A 15,202-nucleotide genomic window follows, 5' to 3' on the forward strand; every position below is an offset into this window, starting at 1 on the left:
CCTCGTTGATTCAAAGGAATCCCTGAGCAATGGCGATCGGAAGAACATTTAAATGAGCAGTTTACTGTTTAACCCAGATAAAAAAAGGGGTATCCCATCGTCATTTTCATGACTTATGGGACAGCCCTAATAATACGAAAATGCTCCGTTTGCCCTTCGTGCGGGCAGTAATGCCCGCACTGCAACAATTATTGCTCATATGCCATCTACAATTCGTTTGGAACGAGTGGAAACTTGCTTTAACAGCTCATCTTCATCGATCGTCAGCAAACGGCGGCCTTGCATCAACACTTTTCCATTTACGATTGTCGTGTCTACATCCGATCCATTGGCACAGTATGCGAGCAGTGAATGTATATTATGGATCGGCTGCAAATGGGGTTTTCTCAGATCGATTAAGATGATGTCCGCTTTTTTTCCAATTTCCAACATGCCCACTTCATGGTCAATGTTGAGCAATCCCGCACTTCCGACAGTCGCCATTCGAAGGGCATCAATGGCGGGAAGTTTTGTGGGATCTCCGTAATCCAGCTTTTGCAGCCAAGTGGCAGCTCTGATCTCATCAAACATATCTAGCGTGGCGGCGCTGCCTGCTCCATCCGTGCCTAGTCCTACGGTAATCCCTTGTTCGACCATCTCCGTAATTGGTGCAATCCCGCAACCAAGCTTGAGGTTGCTTACGGGATTATGGGAAACGCCTCCCCGCATCCCCTTCAAGTAACCGATATCGCGCCGATTTAGATGTACGCTATGAGCTAAGAGCACATGAGCCTTTTCAAACAGACCGAGATGATACAAATATTGTGTTGGGGTTTGTTGATACTTTTCCCGAATTTGGATAACTTCCTCTTTGGACTCAGCAAGATGCGTATGAATTGCAATTCTTTCCTGTTCTGCAAGCGAGATAATTTCTTTAAAGTGTTGCGGCGGAACCATGTAAGGGGAATGGGGCCCCAGCATGGTGGTGATCCTGCCCTCGGCTTTGCCGCTCCATCGCCGGATTAAATCAATCGCCTCCGACATTCGTCGGCCGCCATCATCTTCAAGGAACACTAATCCCCGAGTTAAAGAAGCCCGCATGCCGACTTCTTCCGTTGCAACTGCTATTTCATTCATGTGGATGTACATGTCCGCAAAAGTAGTCGTTCCCGATTTGATCATTTCAGCCATTGCGAGCTTTGCTCCCCAATAAATGTCCTCAGGCGTCATTCGGGATTCAGCGGGGAGCATTTTCTTGTCTAGCCAATCCATAAGCTTCAAATCGTCGGAAAATCCCCTCAATAAGCTCATTGGTGTATGCTGGTGAGCGTTTATCAAACCTGGCAACGCTGCCATTCCTTCACCGTTAATCACCTCATCAACTTCAGCGGTAATGGCAGTCTTCATTTCTGTTATGCGGTCTTTGTCAATCAGAATGTCCCCGATAAATGGTTCACTGTTTCCCATCGTTAAGATAGTGGCGCCTTTAATTAATTTTAGCATCGTAACAGCCTCCTTTTTCTGGGTTTATACTAAACCTTAACGTTGGGTGAAGGTCAATCAAAGATTTCTGTTTGGTCTTTTTTGAACGATAAAACAGGAAAAAACCTCATATTATTTTTCTCTTTTTGGAAAATGATTGCATGCTACAATTAGGGAAATAAGTACAAATGAGGAGGAAATGATATGGGATATATTGAATCGCTGCGGCAAATGATTGGCAACAGCCCGATTATTCTCGTTCGACCGAGCATTCTGATTTTGAATCAAACAGGTGAAATACTTCTCGTTAGATATAAAGATGAGACATGGGGAGTTCCGGGCGGAATGATGGAATTAGGTGAATCGGTGGAAGAGTGCGCAATTCGGGAGGTTAAGGAGGAAATAGGATTAACGATTAATAAACTCGAGCTGTATGGCGTCTTTTCCGGTAACCACTTGTATACGAAATTGAGAAACGGACATGAATATTACAATGTCGTAATTGGTTATATTTGCACTCATTATGAAGGGGAAATAAAGCCGGATGGAATGGAGGTTATAGAAGCGAAGTTTTTTGAGCCGACAAAGCTGCCGGAGAAAACGGATCCTTATATTAAAATGAAAATAGCAGAGAACGCAAAACGCATCGTAAACAGGATAGCGGCACAATAAAACACGCAAATAAAATTGCACGAAATACATATTTCGCGCAATTTGCTTTCAGAGCCGTTTTAATGATGGCATAATAGAGTAGGAGATCCATTTGCGAGAGTGCTATTTTACATAAAATGGAGGATATGATCTTTGACTGCCCGACATCATGAGCTAACAGACTTGTATGGAACGGAATTGGAACTGTTCACGATCTGGATGAAAAATAGAGGGATGACGAAGGCGACTCAGCAAGCTTACGGAGGAGATGTGCAAAGCTTCCTGAACGCCGTCTATCCGAATGCGATTGGCCAGCTTGGCAAAATGGATGTGATGCGGTATTTGGCTGCTGCCCGTGAGAAGGGTGCCGGCGATGAGGCTCGAAATCGCAAGCTATCGGCCATAAGAGCTTTTTTTAAAGCGTTGATCGAGATGGAAGCCGCAAATTCAAATCCGGCAGCGCTCGTTGCGAAATCCAAACAGGAGAAAAATCGAATCCCCGTCTATTTGGAGGAAAATGAGCTGAATGAGCTGCTCCAATCGGTACAGGGGAAATTTTATAGCCGGAATGTTGCGATCGTGCTGCTTATGGCTTACGCGGGGCTGCGCGTAGGCGAAGTGCATCGAATGAATATATCCGACTTGCGGCCGGACGGAGCGATTCATATTTTGGGAAAAGGACGAAAATGGCGCGTCATTCCGCTGCCCAATGCGATTCATGAAGTGCTGCGCAAGGCGCTGGAGGAGCGGCTCACGTCCAGGCAAGGCAAAGACCAGCCATTCTTCGTATCTCAATTCGGACGCCGATTATCTATTCGTATGATTCAGACGGTCGCGGATCGGACGATTGAACAGTTAAAGCTTGAACGGCCCGCTCTTGCCGATAAGCCGCTGTCCAGCCATAAGCTTCGCCATTCCTTTGCCACCATGCAAATTCGCAGCGGCACCGATATAAGAACGCTGCAGGAGCTGCTTGGCCACGCAAGCATCGAGACGACGCAAATTTACACGCATATTGATAATAAACAGCTGCAAACGGCAATGGACAATATAGCGGTCAAATTGCCCGGACGGTTGTTGGCCCGCGAATTTTCGAGTGAACTTTAATATGGATTACATATAATATGTTATGTTAACTAAATTTCTGTCATATCCGATTTTTCCGCGCATACGATGATTTAGTTGAGTCGGGATGCGAAGGAGGACATGGCGATGACGGTTATTCGTTATGACATGAGGGCAACAAGATCGAGGATTTTGTATCCGATAGCTGTCAAAACAACTTCAGGCACAAAATGGGGCTATATCAACAACAGCGGCGCTGTTGCGATTCGGCCGCAATACGAATATGCCAATCCGTTTCAATTCGATGCTGCCGTTGTTCAATTGAATGACAAACAAGGGCTGATTGACAGGACAGGAGCGTATGTCGCGAAGCCAATTTACGGCTACATCGGCAATTTCTCTGAAGGCCGAGCGCCGGTCATAACTGGTTCGTCCTATCGGCTGATGAACGAAGACGGAGACCTGGTCGGGCGCAAAGGCTACAGCTACATGGCGGAAATGCATGACGGCAGGGCCGTAATCAGTGAATCAAAGCCAGAGGGCGAATCACTTTACGGTTATATTGATCGGCAAGCGAATGAGGTTATTCCGCCTGTTTATTTGGACGCCGGCGATTTTGCGAATAAGCGTGCCGTAGTTAAAGTGAAAGTTAATGAATACGCGCTGCTGCAGCCCGACGGGAAAAAGCTCGCCACATATGCCTACCCGTACGTAGGCCAGCCGGGCGACGGGTATTTGGCTTTCCGTGCGACGGACAACGGCAAAACCGGCTATTTGAATGAGCGGGGCCAAGTCGTCATCGAGCCGCGTTTCAGCTCGGCAATGCCATTCCACGGCGGCAGAGCGATTGTCAATATAGCGGAGGACTATACAAACCAATACGGTGTAATCGATCAACAAGGCCGTGAGGTGATCAAGCCCGGTTATAACGAAATACGGGATCTCGGCAATGAACGGTTTGCCGTTGGCAACGCGATTAATGAGGAGGAGCCCTTTATCGGCTCTGTTTTCGCAATTTTTGACTCCTCGGGACGGAAGCTGACCGAATTCATATATACGGATGTAGGCCAATTCCATCATGGGCTAGCCTCAGCGACTAATGGAAACGAGACTTTTTTCATTGATGCTTCCGGCAAAGCGGCTCAAGGATTTCCTCGTTACGATGGCAGCGGCACTCTGACGCTTATGGATGACGGGATTATTCAAGCCAGTATTGATCAGCGCACCTTATACACGCTGCGTAATGGCCGCGTTGTATGGCAGCCCAGCACGATTATTCCGCTTCGCAGCCCTTATCGGGTTAAGGAACAGAAGTATAAACCGAATCCCAATTATTTGGTCTATTACCCTGTAGTTGAAGGAATGAGCGACGCAAATGCGGCGGCTAAAGTCAACCAAAAACTGAGAGAGCTTTCTCTCGTTAAGCCGATTGACCCGGATGCTGACCTGAATTATTCGTACAACGGCGATTTTGATGTTGCATGGTTTAAAAAAGATTTGCTCGTTCTTGAGCTGACCGGCTATAACTATCCGTTTGGCGCAGCACACGGAATGCCGACGCAGATTTACTCGCACATCAATGTTTCGGACGGATCGATGTATGAGCTGAAAGACCTATTTAAACAAGACAGCGATTACGTCGCCATCTTGAGTGAAATTGTCGGCAATCAAATTAAAAATGATCCGCAATACGATTATATTTTTCCGGATTCGTATACCGGCATTAAGGCGGATCAGCCTTTTTTCGTAACCGAGCATGCTCTGCATCTCTATTTTGAACCGTATGAAATTGCGCCATATGCCGCCGGTTTTCCGACTTTTGTCGTTCCATATGCGCAAATCGAAGCCATATTGGATAAAAAAGGAGCTTTCTGGCGTTCGTTTAACGGCTAGTCGTATAACTTTTAATTCCATCATGAGGGTTGACAGATAAGAAGCTTGCCGTTATAGTCAAGCAAGGAAAACCACTAGGGGCGCCGTAAGGCTGAGATAAAGCGAACGCTTTTGTCCCTTTGAACCTGATCTGGGTTATGCCAGCGTAGGAAAGTGGAATTGTGCGTTTCATTCAGGAAAGCAACAAGTACAACAGACATCGGCAAAGAGCGAATGCTCTGCCGTATGCCTTGTCGTCGTTTGCGTCCGCACATTTCAGCCGCTCCTTCGCCGGGGCGGCTTTTTTTCATGCGGAAAGCCGTCCCGGCGAAGCAAATTAAAAACGATAAGCGGTGGATTCATATTGTCCCAATCGAACTGCGTGCCAGGCAGGTATCGGTGGAGCTCCATTACAATTGTGATTAGGAGTGTTTACGATGCCAATTTTAACAACGCCATTGCCAGGAAGCCGAAAAATTTATGTTCAAGGCGAAGCACCCGACATTCGGGTTCCGATGCGGGAAATTGCGCTCGAAGCGAGTCAGGGACGCAATGGCGAGTCTATCGCCAACGAACCGGTGCTCGTCTATGATGCCAGCGGTCCTTATACCGATCCGGAATATACGGCTGACATTCGGCGCGGATTGCCTGCGATTCGCAGCGAATGGATTGCCCGCCGCAACGATACGGAAAGCTACGAGGGCAGGGTCATCCGTCCGGAGGACAACGGCTTTAGCACTGCCGATTCTGCGGAACGCAAAGGAGCAGCCATTTTTCCCGGGCTTTCGAGGATGCCTTTGCGGGCAAGAAACGGCGGCAACGTAACGCAGCTGCATTATGCGCGGCAAGGAATCATTACGCCGGAAATGGCATATATCGCGCTGCGGGAAGGCATGAGCGGGCAGTTTGTGCGCGATGAGATCGCGGCTGGCCGGGCGATAATTCCCGCTAATATTAATCATCCGGAATGCGAGCCGATGATTATCGGGCGCCAGTTTCACGTGAAGATCAATGCGAACATCGGCAATTCGGCCGTCGCTTCTTCAATCGAGGAAGAAGTGGAGAAAATGACATGGGCAACGCGTTGGGGCGCCGATACGATTATGGATCTGTCAACCGGCAAGAACATACATACGACCAGGGAATGGATCGTTCGAAATTCGCCGGTGCCTGTTGGAACGGTGCCGATTTATCAAGCGCTGGAAAAAGTAGGCGGCAAAGCGGAGGCGTTAAGCTGGGAAGTGTTTCGCGATACGCTCATTGAGCAGGCGGAGCAGGGTGTCGATTATTTTACGATCCATGCAGGCGTCTTGCTGCGCTATATTCCGCTTACGGCCAAGCGTGTGACGGGCATCGTGTCCCGCGGCGGATCGATTATGGCGGCATGGTGTCTTGCTCATCATAAGGAAAATTTCCTCTACACGCACTTCGAAGAGATTTGCGAGATCATGAAAGCATATGACGTCTCATTCTCGTTAGGCGACGGTCTGCGGCCGGGCTCGATTGCCGATGCGAATGACGAAGCGCAATTTGCCGAGCTTGATACGCTTGGAGAATTGACCCAAATAGCCTGGAGGCATGACGTGCAAGTGATGATCGAAGGACCGGGACATGTGCCGATGCATTTAATCAAAGAAAATATGGACCGCCAGCTGGCTGTCTGCGACGAGGCGCCGTTCTATACGCTTGGTCCTCTGACGACCGACATTGCGCCAGGCTACGATCATATTACTTCGGCAATTGGAGCGGCGATGATCGGCTGGTTCGGAACTGCGATGCTATGCTATGTAACGCCGAAAGAGCATCTTGGCCTCCCGAACAAGGAAGATGTGAAAGAAGGCGTCATTACGTATAAAATCGCAGCCCACGCTGCGGATTTGGCGAAAGGGCATCCGCGGGCGAAAGTTCGGGATGACGCTTTGTCGAAGGCGCGTTTCGAGTTCCGCTGGCGCGATCAATTCCATCTGTCGCTCGATCCGGAGCGGGCGATGTCCTACCACGACGAGACGCTGCCTGCGGATGCGGCGAAGTCAGCGCATTTTTGCTCGATGTGCGGTCCGAAATTTTGCAGCATGCGAATTACGCAAGATATTCGAGATTATGCGGAACGGAACGGTCTCGATACGGCGGAAGCAATCGAAGCAGGCATGCAAGAAAAGGCGGCAGCGTTCAAAGAAGCCGGCAGCTCCATTTATTAAGCAAGTTTATCGTAATGAATAAGCCGCTAAACGTCGGATAAGCTTTGGCGAACAACGCGCCGGCTGGTATAATTAGGGTAATCGCAAAAGGCTGAGGCCTATGGCGATTACCCTATTTTTATGGAGATGATTCCGCATGGAACAGCAAAGTGCAACGCCCTCATTCCATCCCGCTATCGAAGGCTGGTTTCGCGACTCGTTCGGCGAGGCGACTGACGTACAGCAAAGAGCATGGCAAGCAATAGCCGCTAAAGCGCATACGTTGATTGCCGCTCCAACCGGTTCCGGGAAAACGCTTGCAGCGCTGTTGCCTTGTTTGGACAGCGTTGTCCGCTCAAAAGCGGCGAACCGTCCGGCTGCAGGCAAGCGTCAACCGAGCGCGGTTCGCATTGTATATATTACGCCTTTGAAAGCGTTAAATAACGATATCTATGATCACCTCGAACATTTCATTAAGGGAATCGACGCAGCAGCTTCAGAGTCTGATTTGCAATGGCCGGGTTTGAGCTGCGCCGTTCGGACGGGCGATACGACCGGCTCGCAGCGTGCGGCAATGCTGCGAAGACCGCCGGATGTGCTCATAACGACGCCTGAATCACTCTATATTTTGCTCACTTCGGAGAAAGGCAGAGGCCTGCTGAAAACAGCGGAATTTGTTATCGTCGATGAGATTCATCAATTGGCTGCGGACAGGCGCGGCGCTCATTTGTCGTTGTCGCTGGAGCGTTTATCGCGTTTAAGCGGCGGGCGGCTTCAACGTATCGGCGTATCGGCCACGCAAAAGCCGCTCAACCGGGTTGCGCGCTTTCTTGGCGGCTGGTCAGAAAATCATGAGAGCGGCCAGGAGGCTGCGACAGCCGAGACTCATCAATTTGGCTATTGGCCCCGTTACGTCACAATCGTTGAAAGCTTGATGGAGAAACGGATGGATGTGCGTGTTACAATGCCGGACCATTCGGTGCCGATGCCGACTAGGGAATCGGTATGGTTTCCGATTCTCGATCGGCTGTTTGAGCTCATGACCGACTGCCGCTCCGTATTGCTGTTCGTGAATAGCCGCAGACTTTGCGAGCGCCTCTGCTTGCGTTTGAATGATCATGCCGGGTATGAAATGGCCCGCGCCCACCATGGCAGCATGGCTAAGGAACGCCGTCTCGAAGTCGAACGCATGCTGAAAGCGGGAGAGCTCCGCTGTATTGTCGCTACCTCGTCGTTGGAGCTGGGCATTGATGTCGGCCATGTCGACTTTGTCATTCAGCTCGATTCGCCGCTCGACGCCGCTGCGGGTATTCAACGGATTGGCAGGGCGGGACATGCGGTAGGCAGTGTCAGCCGAGGCCGGATTATCGCGCGTCATCGCGGCGTGTTGCCAGAAATTGCGGTGCTTAGCAAGCAAATTGCCGAACGGGATATCGAACCGATTGACATACCGGAAAATAAGCTTGATGTGCTGTCCCAACATACCGTGTCCATTGTCGCTGGCGAGAGCATCTCGCTTGATTGCTTGCATCGGTTAATTGCCGGCAGCGACAGCTATCGCAATTTCACTAGAAGCGGTCTCGAGGATATGGTGAAGGTGCTCTCCGGACTTTATCCGTTCGCAAAGCCATTACTCGACTTGGACCGGGAGAACGGCAAGCTCAGCAAGCGTAAAAACACGTCAATCGCGGCGCTTACAGGCGCAGGAACCATTCCGTCCAGCTCGTCCTATCCGGTTCACCATATAGAGAGCCGGGTACATCTCGGTGAATTGGATGAGGAATTCGTTCTGGAAAGCAGAGTAGGCGATGTGTTTCAGCTTGGGACGAGCTCCTGGATGATTCGCCGCGTCGATAAGGATCGCATCTATGTATCGGAGGCGGGAAATTCGTTTAGCGAAATCCCGTTCTGGCGAACGGACGGCACAGGACGTTCATATGCGCTTGGCCGGAAAGTCGGCGAGTTTATGGGCGAGCTTGAGCAGCGCATTAAACAAGCCGGCGAGTATGACGGCGAAATCATCGAATGGTTGTCGGCGACGCACTTTCTGGATTCATATACAGCAGAGCAGCTCATATCGCTCGCGCGATCGCAGCTGGCGTGCAGCGAGCTGCCCACCGATAGCCGGATCGTTATTGAACACTACCGGGACGTCATGAATCAGACGCATGTTATTTTGCATAATCCGTTTGGCAGAATTATTAACCGGACATGGCTGCTCGCCATTGAGCGGCAATTTGAGAAGCTGCTGCCTTATCGGCTGTACGGCAATGCAAAAGACAACGGCATTGAATTCGTTATTCCGGAATGGGATCCGTCCTGGCTGCAATCGATATGGCAGGTTGTGCCGGAAAATGTCGAGCCGCTGCTGCTCGAAGGGCTTATGGGGTCGCCTCTGCTCGCGATCGCTTTTCGCCATATTGCCGAGACATCGCTATTGCTCTCCCGCGGCTTCTCGCGAACGCCGCTGTGGCAGAAGCGGCTTCGCAGCGAGGAGCTATTGCGGGACGCGCTGCCATTCGCCGATCGTTTTCCATATTTGACGGAAGCCATGCGGGAATGTCTGCATGTTTATTTGGACATAGATCGGCTGCGCATGCTGCTGGAACAAATTCGCGGCGGCAGCATGACAGTCGTTGTTCGCGAGACGGAATATCCTTCCCCGCTGGCGACACAGTTTTTGATGGACTATGTCAGTTCGCGCATTTATGAGGGAGACGGTCTTGATGCATCGGTGCAGATGGGGTTGTTAAACGTCAGCAAGGAGCTTGCCGGCAAGCTGTTCGGCCGAGATACGGCGGCAAATGCCGTCTCCGCAACGGTGCTGGAAAGCGAGCGCCGACGTATGGAAGAGCCGGAGCAGCCGGTACGCAGCCCTGAGGATTTATGGAAGCTGTTAAAGCGCAGAGGCGATATGTCGACAGATGAGCTCATTCAGCTAACTGGAAAGGAAACGGTTAGTTGGCTTGAATCGTTATGTCAGTCCGGCAAGGCATTGCAGATTGAATTTGGCGCAAGCTTCGATGCGGCAGTTGCGAGGCCTGTGCGTTGGATATGCAGTGACGAGGCTGAGCTGTACGACGAGTTTCCGTGTACGTCTGCATCCGTTACTTTTATCGTCGGACGCTACGCCGAGCATCAGCTGTCGTTTAATGAACAGCAGCTAAGAGAACGCTATCCTGAGCTGACACTTGCAGAAGCAGAACGGCTGATCGATCAGCTGGCCGAGCAGGGGGTCATCGTGCAAGCGCCTTTCGCAGAAAGCAAAACCGAGCGAATCTGGACGGGGCGCGGCGCAGCGGCGAGAATGATCAGGCTGTCGATCAATGAAGCGCGCAAGCTGGCGGAGCCTGCCCAGCCGATGAGATGGTGCGCGCAAATGGCGCTGCAGCAACATGCGCTTAATGGCTCGCAGCTGAAAGGCGGAGAAGGGCTGCTTGCGGTCATTGAGCGAATGCAAGGATTGTTCTTGCCGTTGTCGTTGTGGGAAACGGTCATATTCCCGGCACGCTTGAAGGACTATCGCAAGGAGGAAATGGATCAGCTTTGCGCAACTGGCGAAATTGTTTGGTTTGGCAATAAGCAAACGAGTGAAAAAGAAGGCAAAATCGCCTTTTTTCTCGCGGAAAGCAGGCCTTTGTTCGAGCCTTATATTCAGGCCGCTATTAGCCGGGAATCCAGCTGCTCTAATCCGAAGCTGCTCGATACACTAAAGGCGAACGGCGCCAGCTTCCTGACGAAGCTAAGCCGTGAAGCCGGTCAATTGCCGACGGAGACGTTGAATGAACTGCTCGAATTAGCTTGGGAAGGCCATGTTTCGAACGACCAGTTCGCGCCGCTTCGCCTTGCGGCAGGGAAAAAAGGCAAGGACTGGGCGCGAAGCGGTTCGGGTCAGGGCCGATGGTACTGGACCGGGTCTTTGATCACGGTAAAAAAAGAAGGGGAGCGGGAGGCAGCTGCGCAATTGCACGAATCATCGGCTGCGCATTGGGTCAGCCATTTGCTTGGCGCCTATGGCCTTGTAACGAAAGAGCTGGCCGTTGCATATACGCCGTACAGCTGGGATAAGCTGCTTCCATTGCTAAATCGGCTCGAAGAATGGGGAACGATTACACGCGGCATTTTTGTCGACGGCGCGATAACGATGCAATTTACGACGCTGGAGCTGGCGCGTTCGATCCACAGCTCAATTCCACTGCCAGCCGCCGCGCCGATTACGCTTCTGTCGGCAGTCGATCCGGCCAATCCGTTCGGTCTCATGCTGGAATGGCCGGATCATCCGAGTTGCGCGTTCGCTCGAAAGCCCGGCAATTTTCTCGCATTTAACGGTGACAAGCTGCTCTATTGGATTGAAAATAACGGTAAACGAATTTATTCGTTTGAGGAAGCTGAAGAGCAGCAGGCCGAGCATCTCCATTCGATCATCGGCGAGCTGCTCCGGAGACAGCGCATGAACAAGCTGGTCATTGAGAAATGGAACGGAGCAGACGTTACAACGACTGCTGCAGGAGCAGCGTTGGAGCGATTGGGCGCCGAACGCGACCGGAAGTCGCTCGTCTTGTGGCTGAGCCAGTTTAAAAGCAAAGCGAAAACATAGGCTGAACGGCTGCAATAATGCTATAATAGCCGTTAGACACTATGAACGTATGAATGGAGCAGCTTGGCATGAAAAAGTTTAAAAAGTTTTATATAGAGATTACGAGCATTTGCAATTTAGCGTGCAGCTTTTGTCCGCAGACGCAGCGAGCGAAAGGTTTTATCCAAATAGATGATTTTACTAAGCGGCTGGATCAAATCAAACCGCACACCGACTCGATTTATTTTCATCTCAAAGGCGAGCCGCTGCTGCATCCGAAAATCGACCAGCTGCTCGATATTAGCCATGAAAAAGGGTTTAAAGTCAACATCACAACGAACGGCACCTTGCTTCAAAAAAATAAACATAAGCTGCTGACGAAGTCGGCCATTCGCCAAATGAACTTTTCGCTTCACAGCTTTGACGGGCATGAAGGCTCCGTCGACAAAGAGGGCTACGTCGGCAGCGTGCTTTCTTTCGTAAGAGAAGCGCTGGAACAAACCGATATGCTTATTTCGTTACGGCTGTGGAATCTGGATGAAAACAACTTGACGAATGCGCAGCGCAATCGCAACCGCGAAATATTGGGGCAAATCGAGCGGGAGTTTCAACTGGACTTCCGTATCGAGGAGCGCGTATCGCCGGGGAGCGGGATTAAGCTAGCCGATCGTGTGTATTTGAATCAGGATTACGAGTTTGAATGGCCGGACTTGAAGGCGGAAGAGGACGACGGCAAAGGCTTCTGCCACGGGCTGCGCAATCAAGCCGGCATTCTGGTCGACGGCACCGTCGTTCCGTGCTGCTTGGATGGCGAAGGCGTTATCGACCTCGGCAACATTAACGATAAGCATTTCTCGGACATTATCGAGGACGAGAGGGCGACAAAGCTGTACGAGGGCTTCTCCAGACGGGAAGCGGTGGAAGAGCTTTGCCGCAAATGCGGATATCGCAAACGGTTTGGAGCCTAGTAGTTAATGCGGTTAAATAAAGCAGGAAACCTCCTCGGGATGAGGAGGTTTTTTTGCCGTTCAAGCGTATTTCATACCTGAAGCAGACGTCAATGATCATGCCATTGGCCGTACATTTTATTTTCTCGGGTATGGTCAATAAACTTGTCTAGTCGGCTCTGAAACAATTTCGGATCATGTTTGACGCTTTGAAGACCCAGCAGCATTTTTTGGCGGCGCTATTGAGCTTGCAGCCACGCCCGCAGTTCATCGCTTGTTTGAACAACGAGCAGATTTTCAATATCCATCCTTCACCCATTCCCTTTAAATTCGTTTAGATGACGTCCGCTGGCTGCCGATACCAGAAAAGGGCATAGTCGTTCATCGTCGAAGCATGGCCCAGCTGGCGCAGCATCGTCGAAATGTTGCCTCTATGATACGTACCGTGATTGACCGTATGCAGCACAATTTCCGATAGACGAGTTTCGCGGATTCCAGCATATGGATTGTCGAGTATAATCGTTTGCTCCAGATCTTTCTCGCTTCGGCTTTGGAACCACAGCTTATATTGTTCAGCAGACCGGGCAAAAATATCGGCATATTCGTCCGAGGACGACAAGATGCTATCGTTTATAGAGTAGCATGCTTGCAGCGCCTCTCGCATACTGACGCCTGTTAGAACTTGATACCACATGATATCCACCGCATAAATATGATTGAGGGCATGGGCGACGGTAGGGAATGAGCTGTTCACTTCCTGGTTAAGCACCGAGGAAGGAAGCTCCTTCAATCTTCCTATAATCGTTTGAGTTGCCCAAGCATGGTAGTTATACATTTCAACTGGATAATTTGTCATTCTTATCGTCTCCTTCTGTTTCCTTTTGGATTTGGTTTGGCTTATTTCGTCATGACAAGCAGAAACGGATACGCGTCCTATAGAGGCGGAGCTTTGTTTCGCGTTGAAATATAAGCCTAGTATAAGGAGAAACTTATACTTTCTTATATTTTAATAAAAGAAGTATGACAGCAGTCTGTCATACTTCTTCATAAAGTATCAAAGCTTGTTGCAGCTGATTTTTAATAACCGTCCGCAGCGCTTTCGGTTCGAGTACTTCTGCGCCTCCGCCAAAGCTGAGCAGAATCGACCAGAGCCAGCGGGCCTCCAGCGGCCGATATACCGGAATCCGCATCGTCATGCTGCCGTCTGCCTGAAAATGCTTCTCTACATGATGGAATCTGTCAAGCGCATCTGCCAAAGTCTCGGGGCCGACAGTAATGACGACTTCCTCGACCGGATCTAGCCATTCCTTTTTTGTTGCTTCTTTCAGCTCCTGATGCGGTTCGAAAGTTTGATCCGTTAATTGTGCGAAGATCATTCTCGATAGCCGAAATTCCCGATAATCTTCTCGCGCTAAGCAGTAGCCGTAGATGTACCAGTTGCTGTATTTATAATGGAGCTTTATCGGTTCTATTTCGCGGGTTGTGCGTTCATTTTTTGCATTTATGTAATCAAAGCGGACGACTTTTCGCTCGGTTATGGCGGTACGCAAGCGAGGGAGCGTCTCGGGATCTGTATTGCGGGCATCAATATCGACGGCGAGGCTTGACGTTTCATGCTCTGAACCGATCGTTCTCAGCCTATCAATCGTTCCTTGCGCACGCTCGTCTTTAAATACGGAGGAGAGGCTGCTGAGTACGGTAATAAGGGATGTGACGTCGTACGATCCGAGCAGGCTTTTATCCATTTTATAGCCTTCGATCATACCGTATCCGCCTTTATTGCCCTGATAGGATATGACCGGAAAGCCAGCGGCGCAAATCGCGTCGATATCCCGATAGATCGTTCTTGGCGCAACTTGAAATTCCTCAGCTAGTGTAGCAGCAGATATAACGTCGTTGTTAAGCAGCTTATAAATAATGGCGATCAAACGCTCTAATTTCATCCGTATCCCTGCCTTTACATCATTTCGTTACCATAGTCTGGTCATCATTATAGCATAAGATTATTTCGCTATATGCGGGATTGGCCTTTATGTCTAGCATAGCGAAGCAGGTTCGCTGTTTAACGAAAATTTTTTCGTTAATCCGGGGCTAGGAAGCGTTCGATTAGACGATTGAGAAGTGAGGTTCGTTGATCGGGAACAGAGATTCGTTGTTTGCGAAAAACGGTTCGCAGAAAGCAATTTGAGGAGGTGTAAGTTATCAAACAGGGAAAATTGCTTCCTTAAAAAGCGAACCGGGTTCGTTCCGTGGGCACAGGGCGACTGATTGCGGAGCAAAAAGAAAGAGGCCGTCCCAAAAGTGGTTCGCTCGCTGAAAAAACGGCTCGCATCAGTAATTGAAGAAGCGGTATTCATGAAAATAGTGTTGCAGAGAGCTATCCCTGCAACACTATTTTTCGATTTTGATGCTTTGTGGCTTTCTTCAGCAAATGATGGGCAAGCGAAAGCCAC

Annotated in this window: 9 protein-coding genes and 1 riboswitch; of the genes, 6 read left to right on the plus strand and 3 right to left on the minus strand. The window is 50.1% G+C overall.

Annotated elements, in window-relative coordinates; translation table 11 throughout:
* Positions 1–195: 195 nt before the first annotated feature.
* Positions 196–1,482 (minus strand): amidohydrolase, encoded by a 1,287-nt coding sequence (locus GOM71_RS23350; RefSeq protein WP_156285523.1) that lies wholly within the window; start codon positions 1,480–1,482, stop codon positions 196–198.
* Between the two features lie 183 nt (positions 1,483–1,665).
* Here GOM71_RS23350 and GOM71_RS23355 point away from each other — a divergent pair, with 183 nt between their 5' ends.
* The 6 genes from GOM71_RS23355 to GOM71_RS23380 all read left to right on the plus strand — a co-directional run bounded on the left by GOM71_RS23355 (position 1,666) and on the right by GOM71_RS23380 (position 12,770).
* Positions 1,666–2,133: an NUDIX hydrolase gene (locus tag GOM71_RS23355; protein ID WP_156285524.1), complete on the plus strand. Its 468-nt coding sequence runs from the start codon at positions 1,666–1,668 to the stop codon at positions 2,131–2,133.
* Positions 2,134–2,265: 132 nt separating this feature from the next.
* Complete coding sequence (locus GOM71_RS23360) at positions 2,266–3,219, plus strand: tyrosine-type recombinase/integrase (protein WP_156285525.1); 954 nt, start codon at positions 2,266–2,268, stop codon at positions 3,217–3,219.
* Between the two features lie 105 nt (positions 3,220–3,324).
* Entirely contained in the window at positions 3,325–5,070 is a 1,746-nt protein-coding gene (locus GOM71_RS23365; RefSeq protein ID WP_173275986.1) for a WG repeat-containing protein, read from the plus strand.
* Between the two features lie 66 nt (positions 5,071–5,136).
* Positions 5,137–5,239: riboswitch (TPP riboswitch) on the plus strand.
* A 247-nt stretch (positions 5,240–5,486) separates the two neighbouring features.
* Complete coding sequence (gene thiC, locus GOM71_RS23370) at positions 5,487–7,247, plus strand: phosphomethylpyrimidine synthase ThiC (protein WP_156285527.1); 1,761 nt, start codon at positions 5,487–5,489, stop codon at positions 7,245–7,247.
* Positions 7,248–7,383: 136 nt separating this feature from the next.
* The gene (locus tag GOM71_RS23375) at positions 7,384–11,823 is read left to right on the plus strand and encodes a DEAD/DEAH box helicase (RefSeq protein ID WP_156285528.1); all 4,440 of its coding nucleotides are present in this window, start codon (positions 7,384–7,386) and stop codon (positions 11,821–11,823) included.
* Positions 11,824–11,891: 68 nt separating this feature from the next.
* Positions 11,892–12,770: a radical SAM/SPASM domain-containing protein gene (locus GOM71_RS23380; protein ID WP_156285529.1), complete on the plus strand. Its 879-nt coding sequence runs from the start codon at positions 11,892–11,894 to the stop codon at positions 12,768–12,770.
* A 313-nt stretch (positions 12,771–13,083) separates the two neighbouring features.
* Here GOM71_RS23380 and GOM71_RS23385 read toward each other — a convergent pair whose 3' ends face one another.
* Positions 13,084–13,605 (minus strand): DinB family protein, encoded by a 522-nt coding sequence (locus tag GOM71_RS23385; RefSeq protein WP_156285530.1) that lies wholly within the window; start codon positions 13,603–13,605, stop codon positions 13,084–13,086.
* A 178-nt stretch (positions 13,606–13,783) separates the two neighbouring features.
* A complete protein-coding gene (locus tag GOM71_RS23390) occupies positions 13,784–14,692 on the minus strand; it encodes a helix-turn-helix transcriptional regulator (RefSeq protein ID WP_156285531.1) in 909 nt (302 codons plus the stop codon).
* Between the last annotated feature and the right edge of the window lie 510 nt (positions 14,693–15,202).

It is taken from the genome of Paenibacillus sp. NEAU-GSW1, from assembly GCF_009737085.1.
Taxonomy (GTDB): domain Bacteria; phylum Bacillota; class Bacilli; order Paenibacillales; family Paenibacillaceae; genus Pristimantibacillus.

What these genes read in the sequence shown, in the direction of transcription:
- GOM71_RS23350 (WP_156285523.1), bottom strand. Translation starts at nt 1,482, where the DNA reads ATGCTAAAATTAATTAAAGGCGCCACTATCTTAACGATGGGAAACAGT.
- GOM71_RS23355 (WP_156285524.1), top strand. Translation starts at nt 1,666, where the DNA reads ATGGGATATATTGAATCGCTGCGGCAAATGATTGGCAACAGCCCGATT.
- GOM71_RS23365 (WP_173275986.1), top strand. Translation starts at nt 3,325, where the DNA reads ATGACGGTTATTCGTTATGACATGAGGGCAACAAGATCGAGGATTTTG.
- thiC (WP_156285527.1), top strand. Translation starts at nt 5,487, where the DNA reads ATGCCAATTTTAACAACGCCATTGCCAGGAAGCCGAAAAATTTATGTT.
- GOM71_RS23375 (WP_156285528.1), top strand. Translation starts at nt 7,384, where the DNA reads ATGGAACAGCAAAGTGCAACGCCCTCATTCCATCCCGCTATCGAAGGC.
- GOM71_RS23380 (WP_156285529.1), top strand. Translation starts at nt 11,892, where the DNA reads ATGAAAAAGTTTAAAAAGTTTTATATAGAGATTACGAGCATTTGCAAT.
- GOM71_RS23385 (WP_156285530.1), bottom strand. Translation starts at nt 13,605, where the DNA reads ATGACAAATTATCCAGTTGAAATGTATAACTACCATGCTTGGGCAACT.
- GOM71_RS23390 (WP_156285531.1), bottom strand. Translation starts at nt 14,692, where the DNA reads ATGAAATTAGAGCGTTTGATCGCCATTATTTATAAGCTGCTTAACAAC.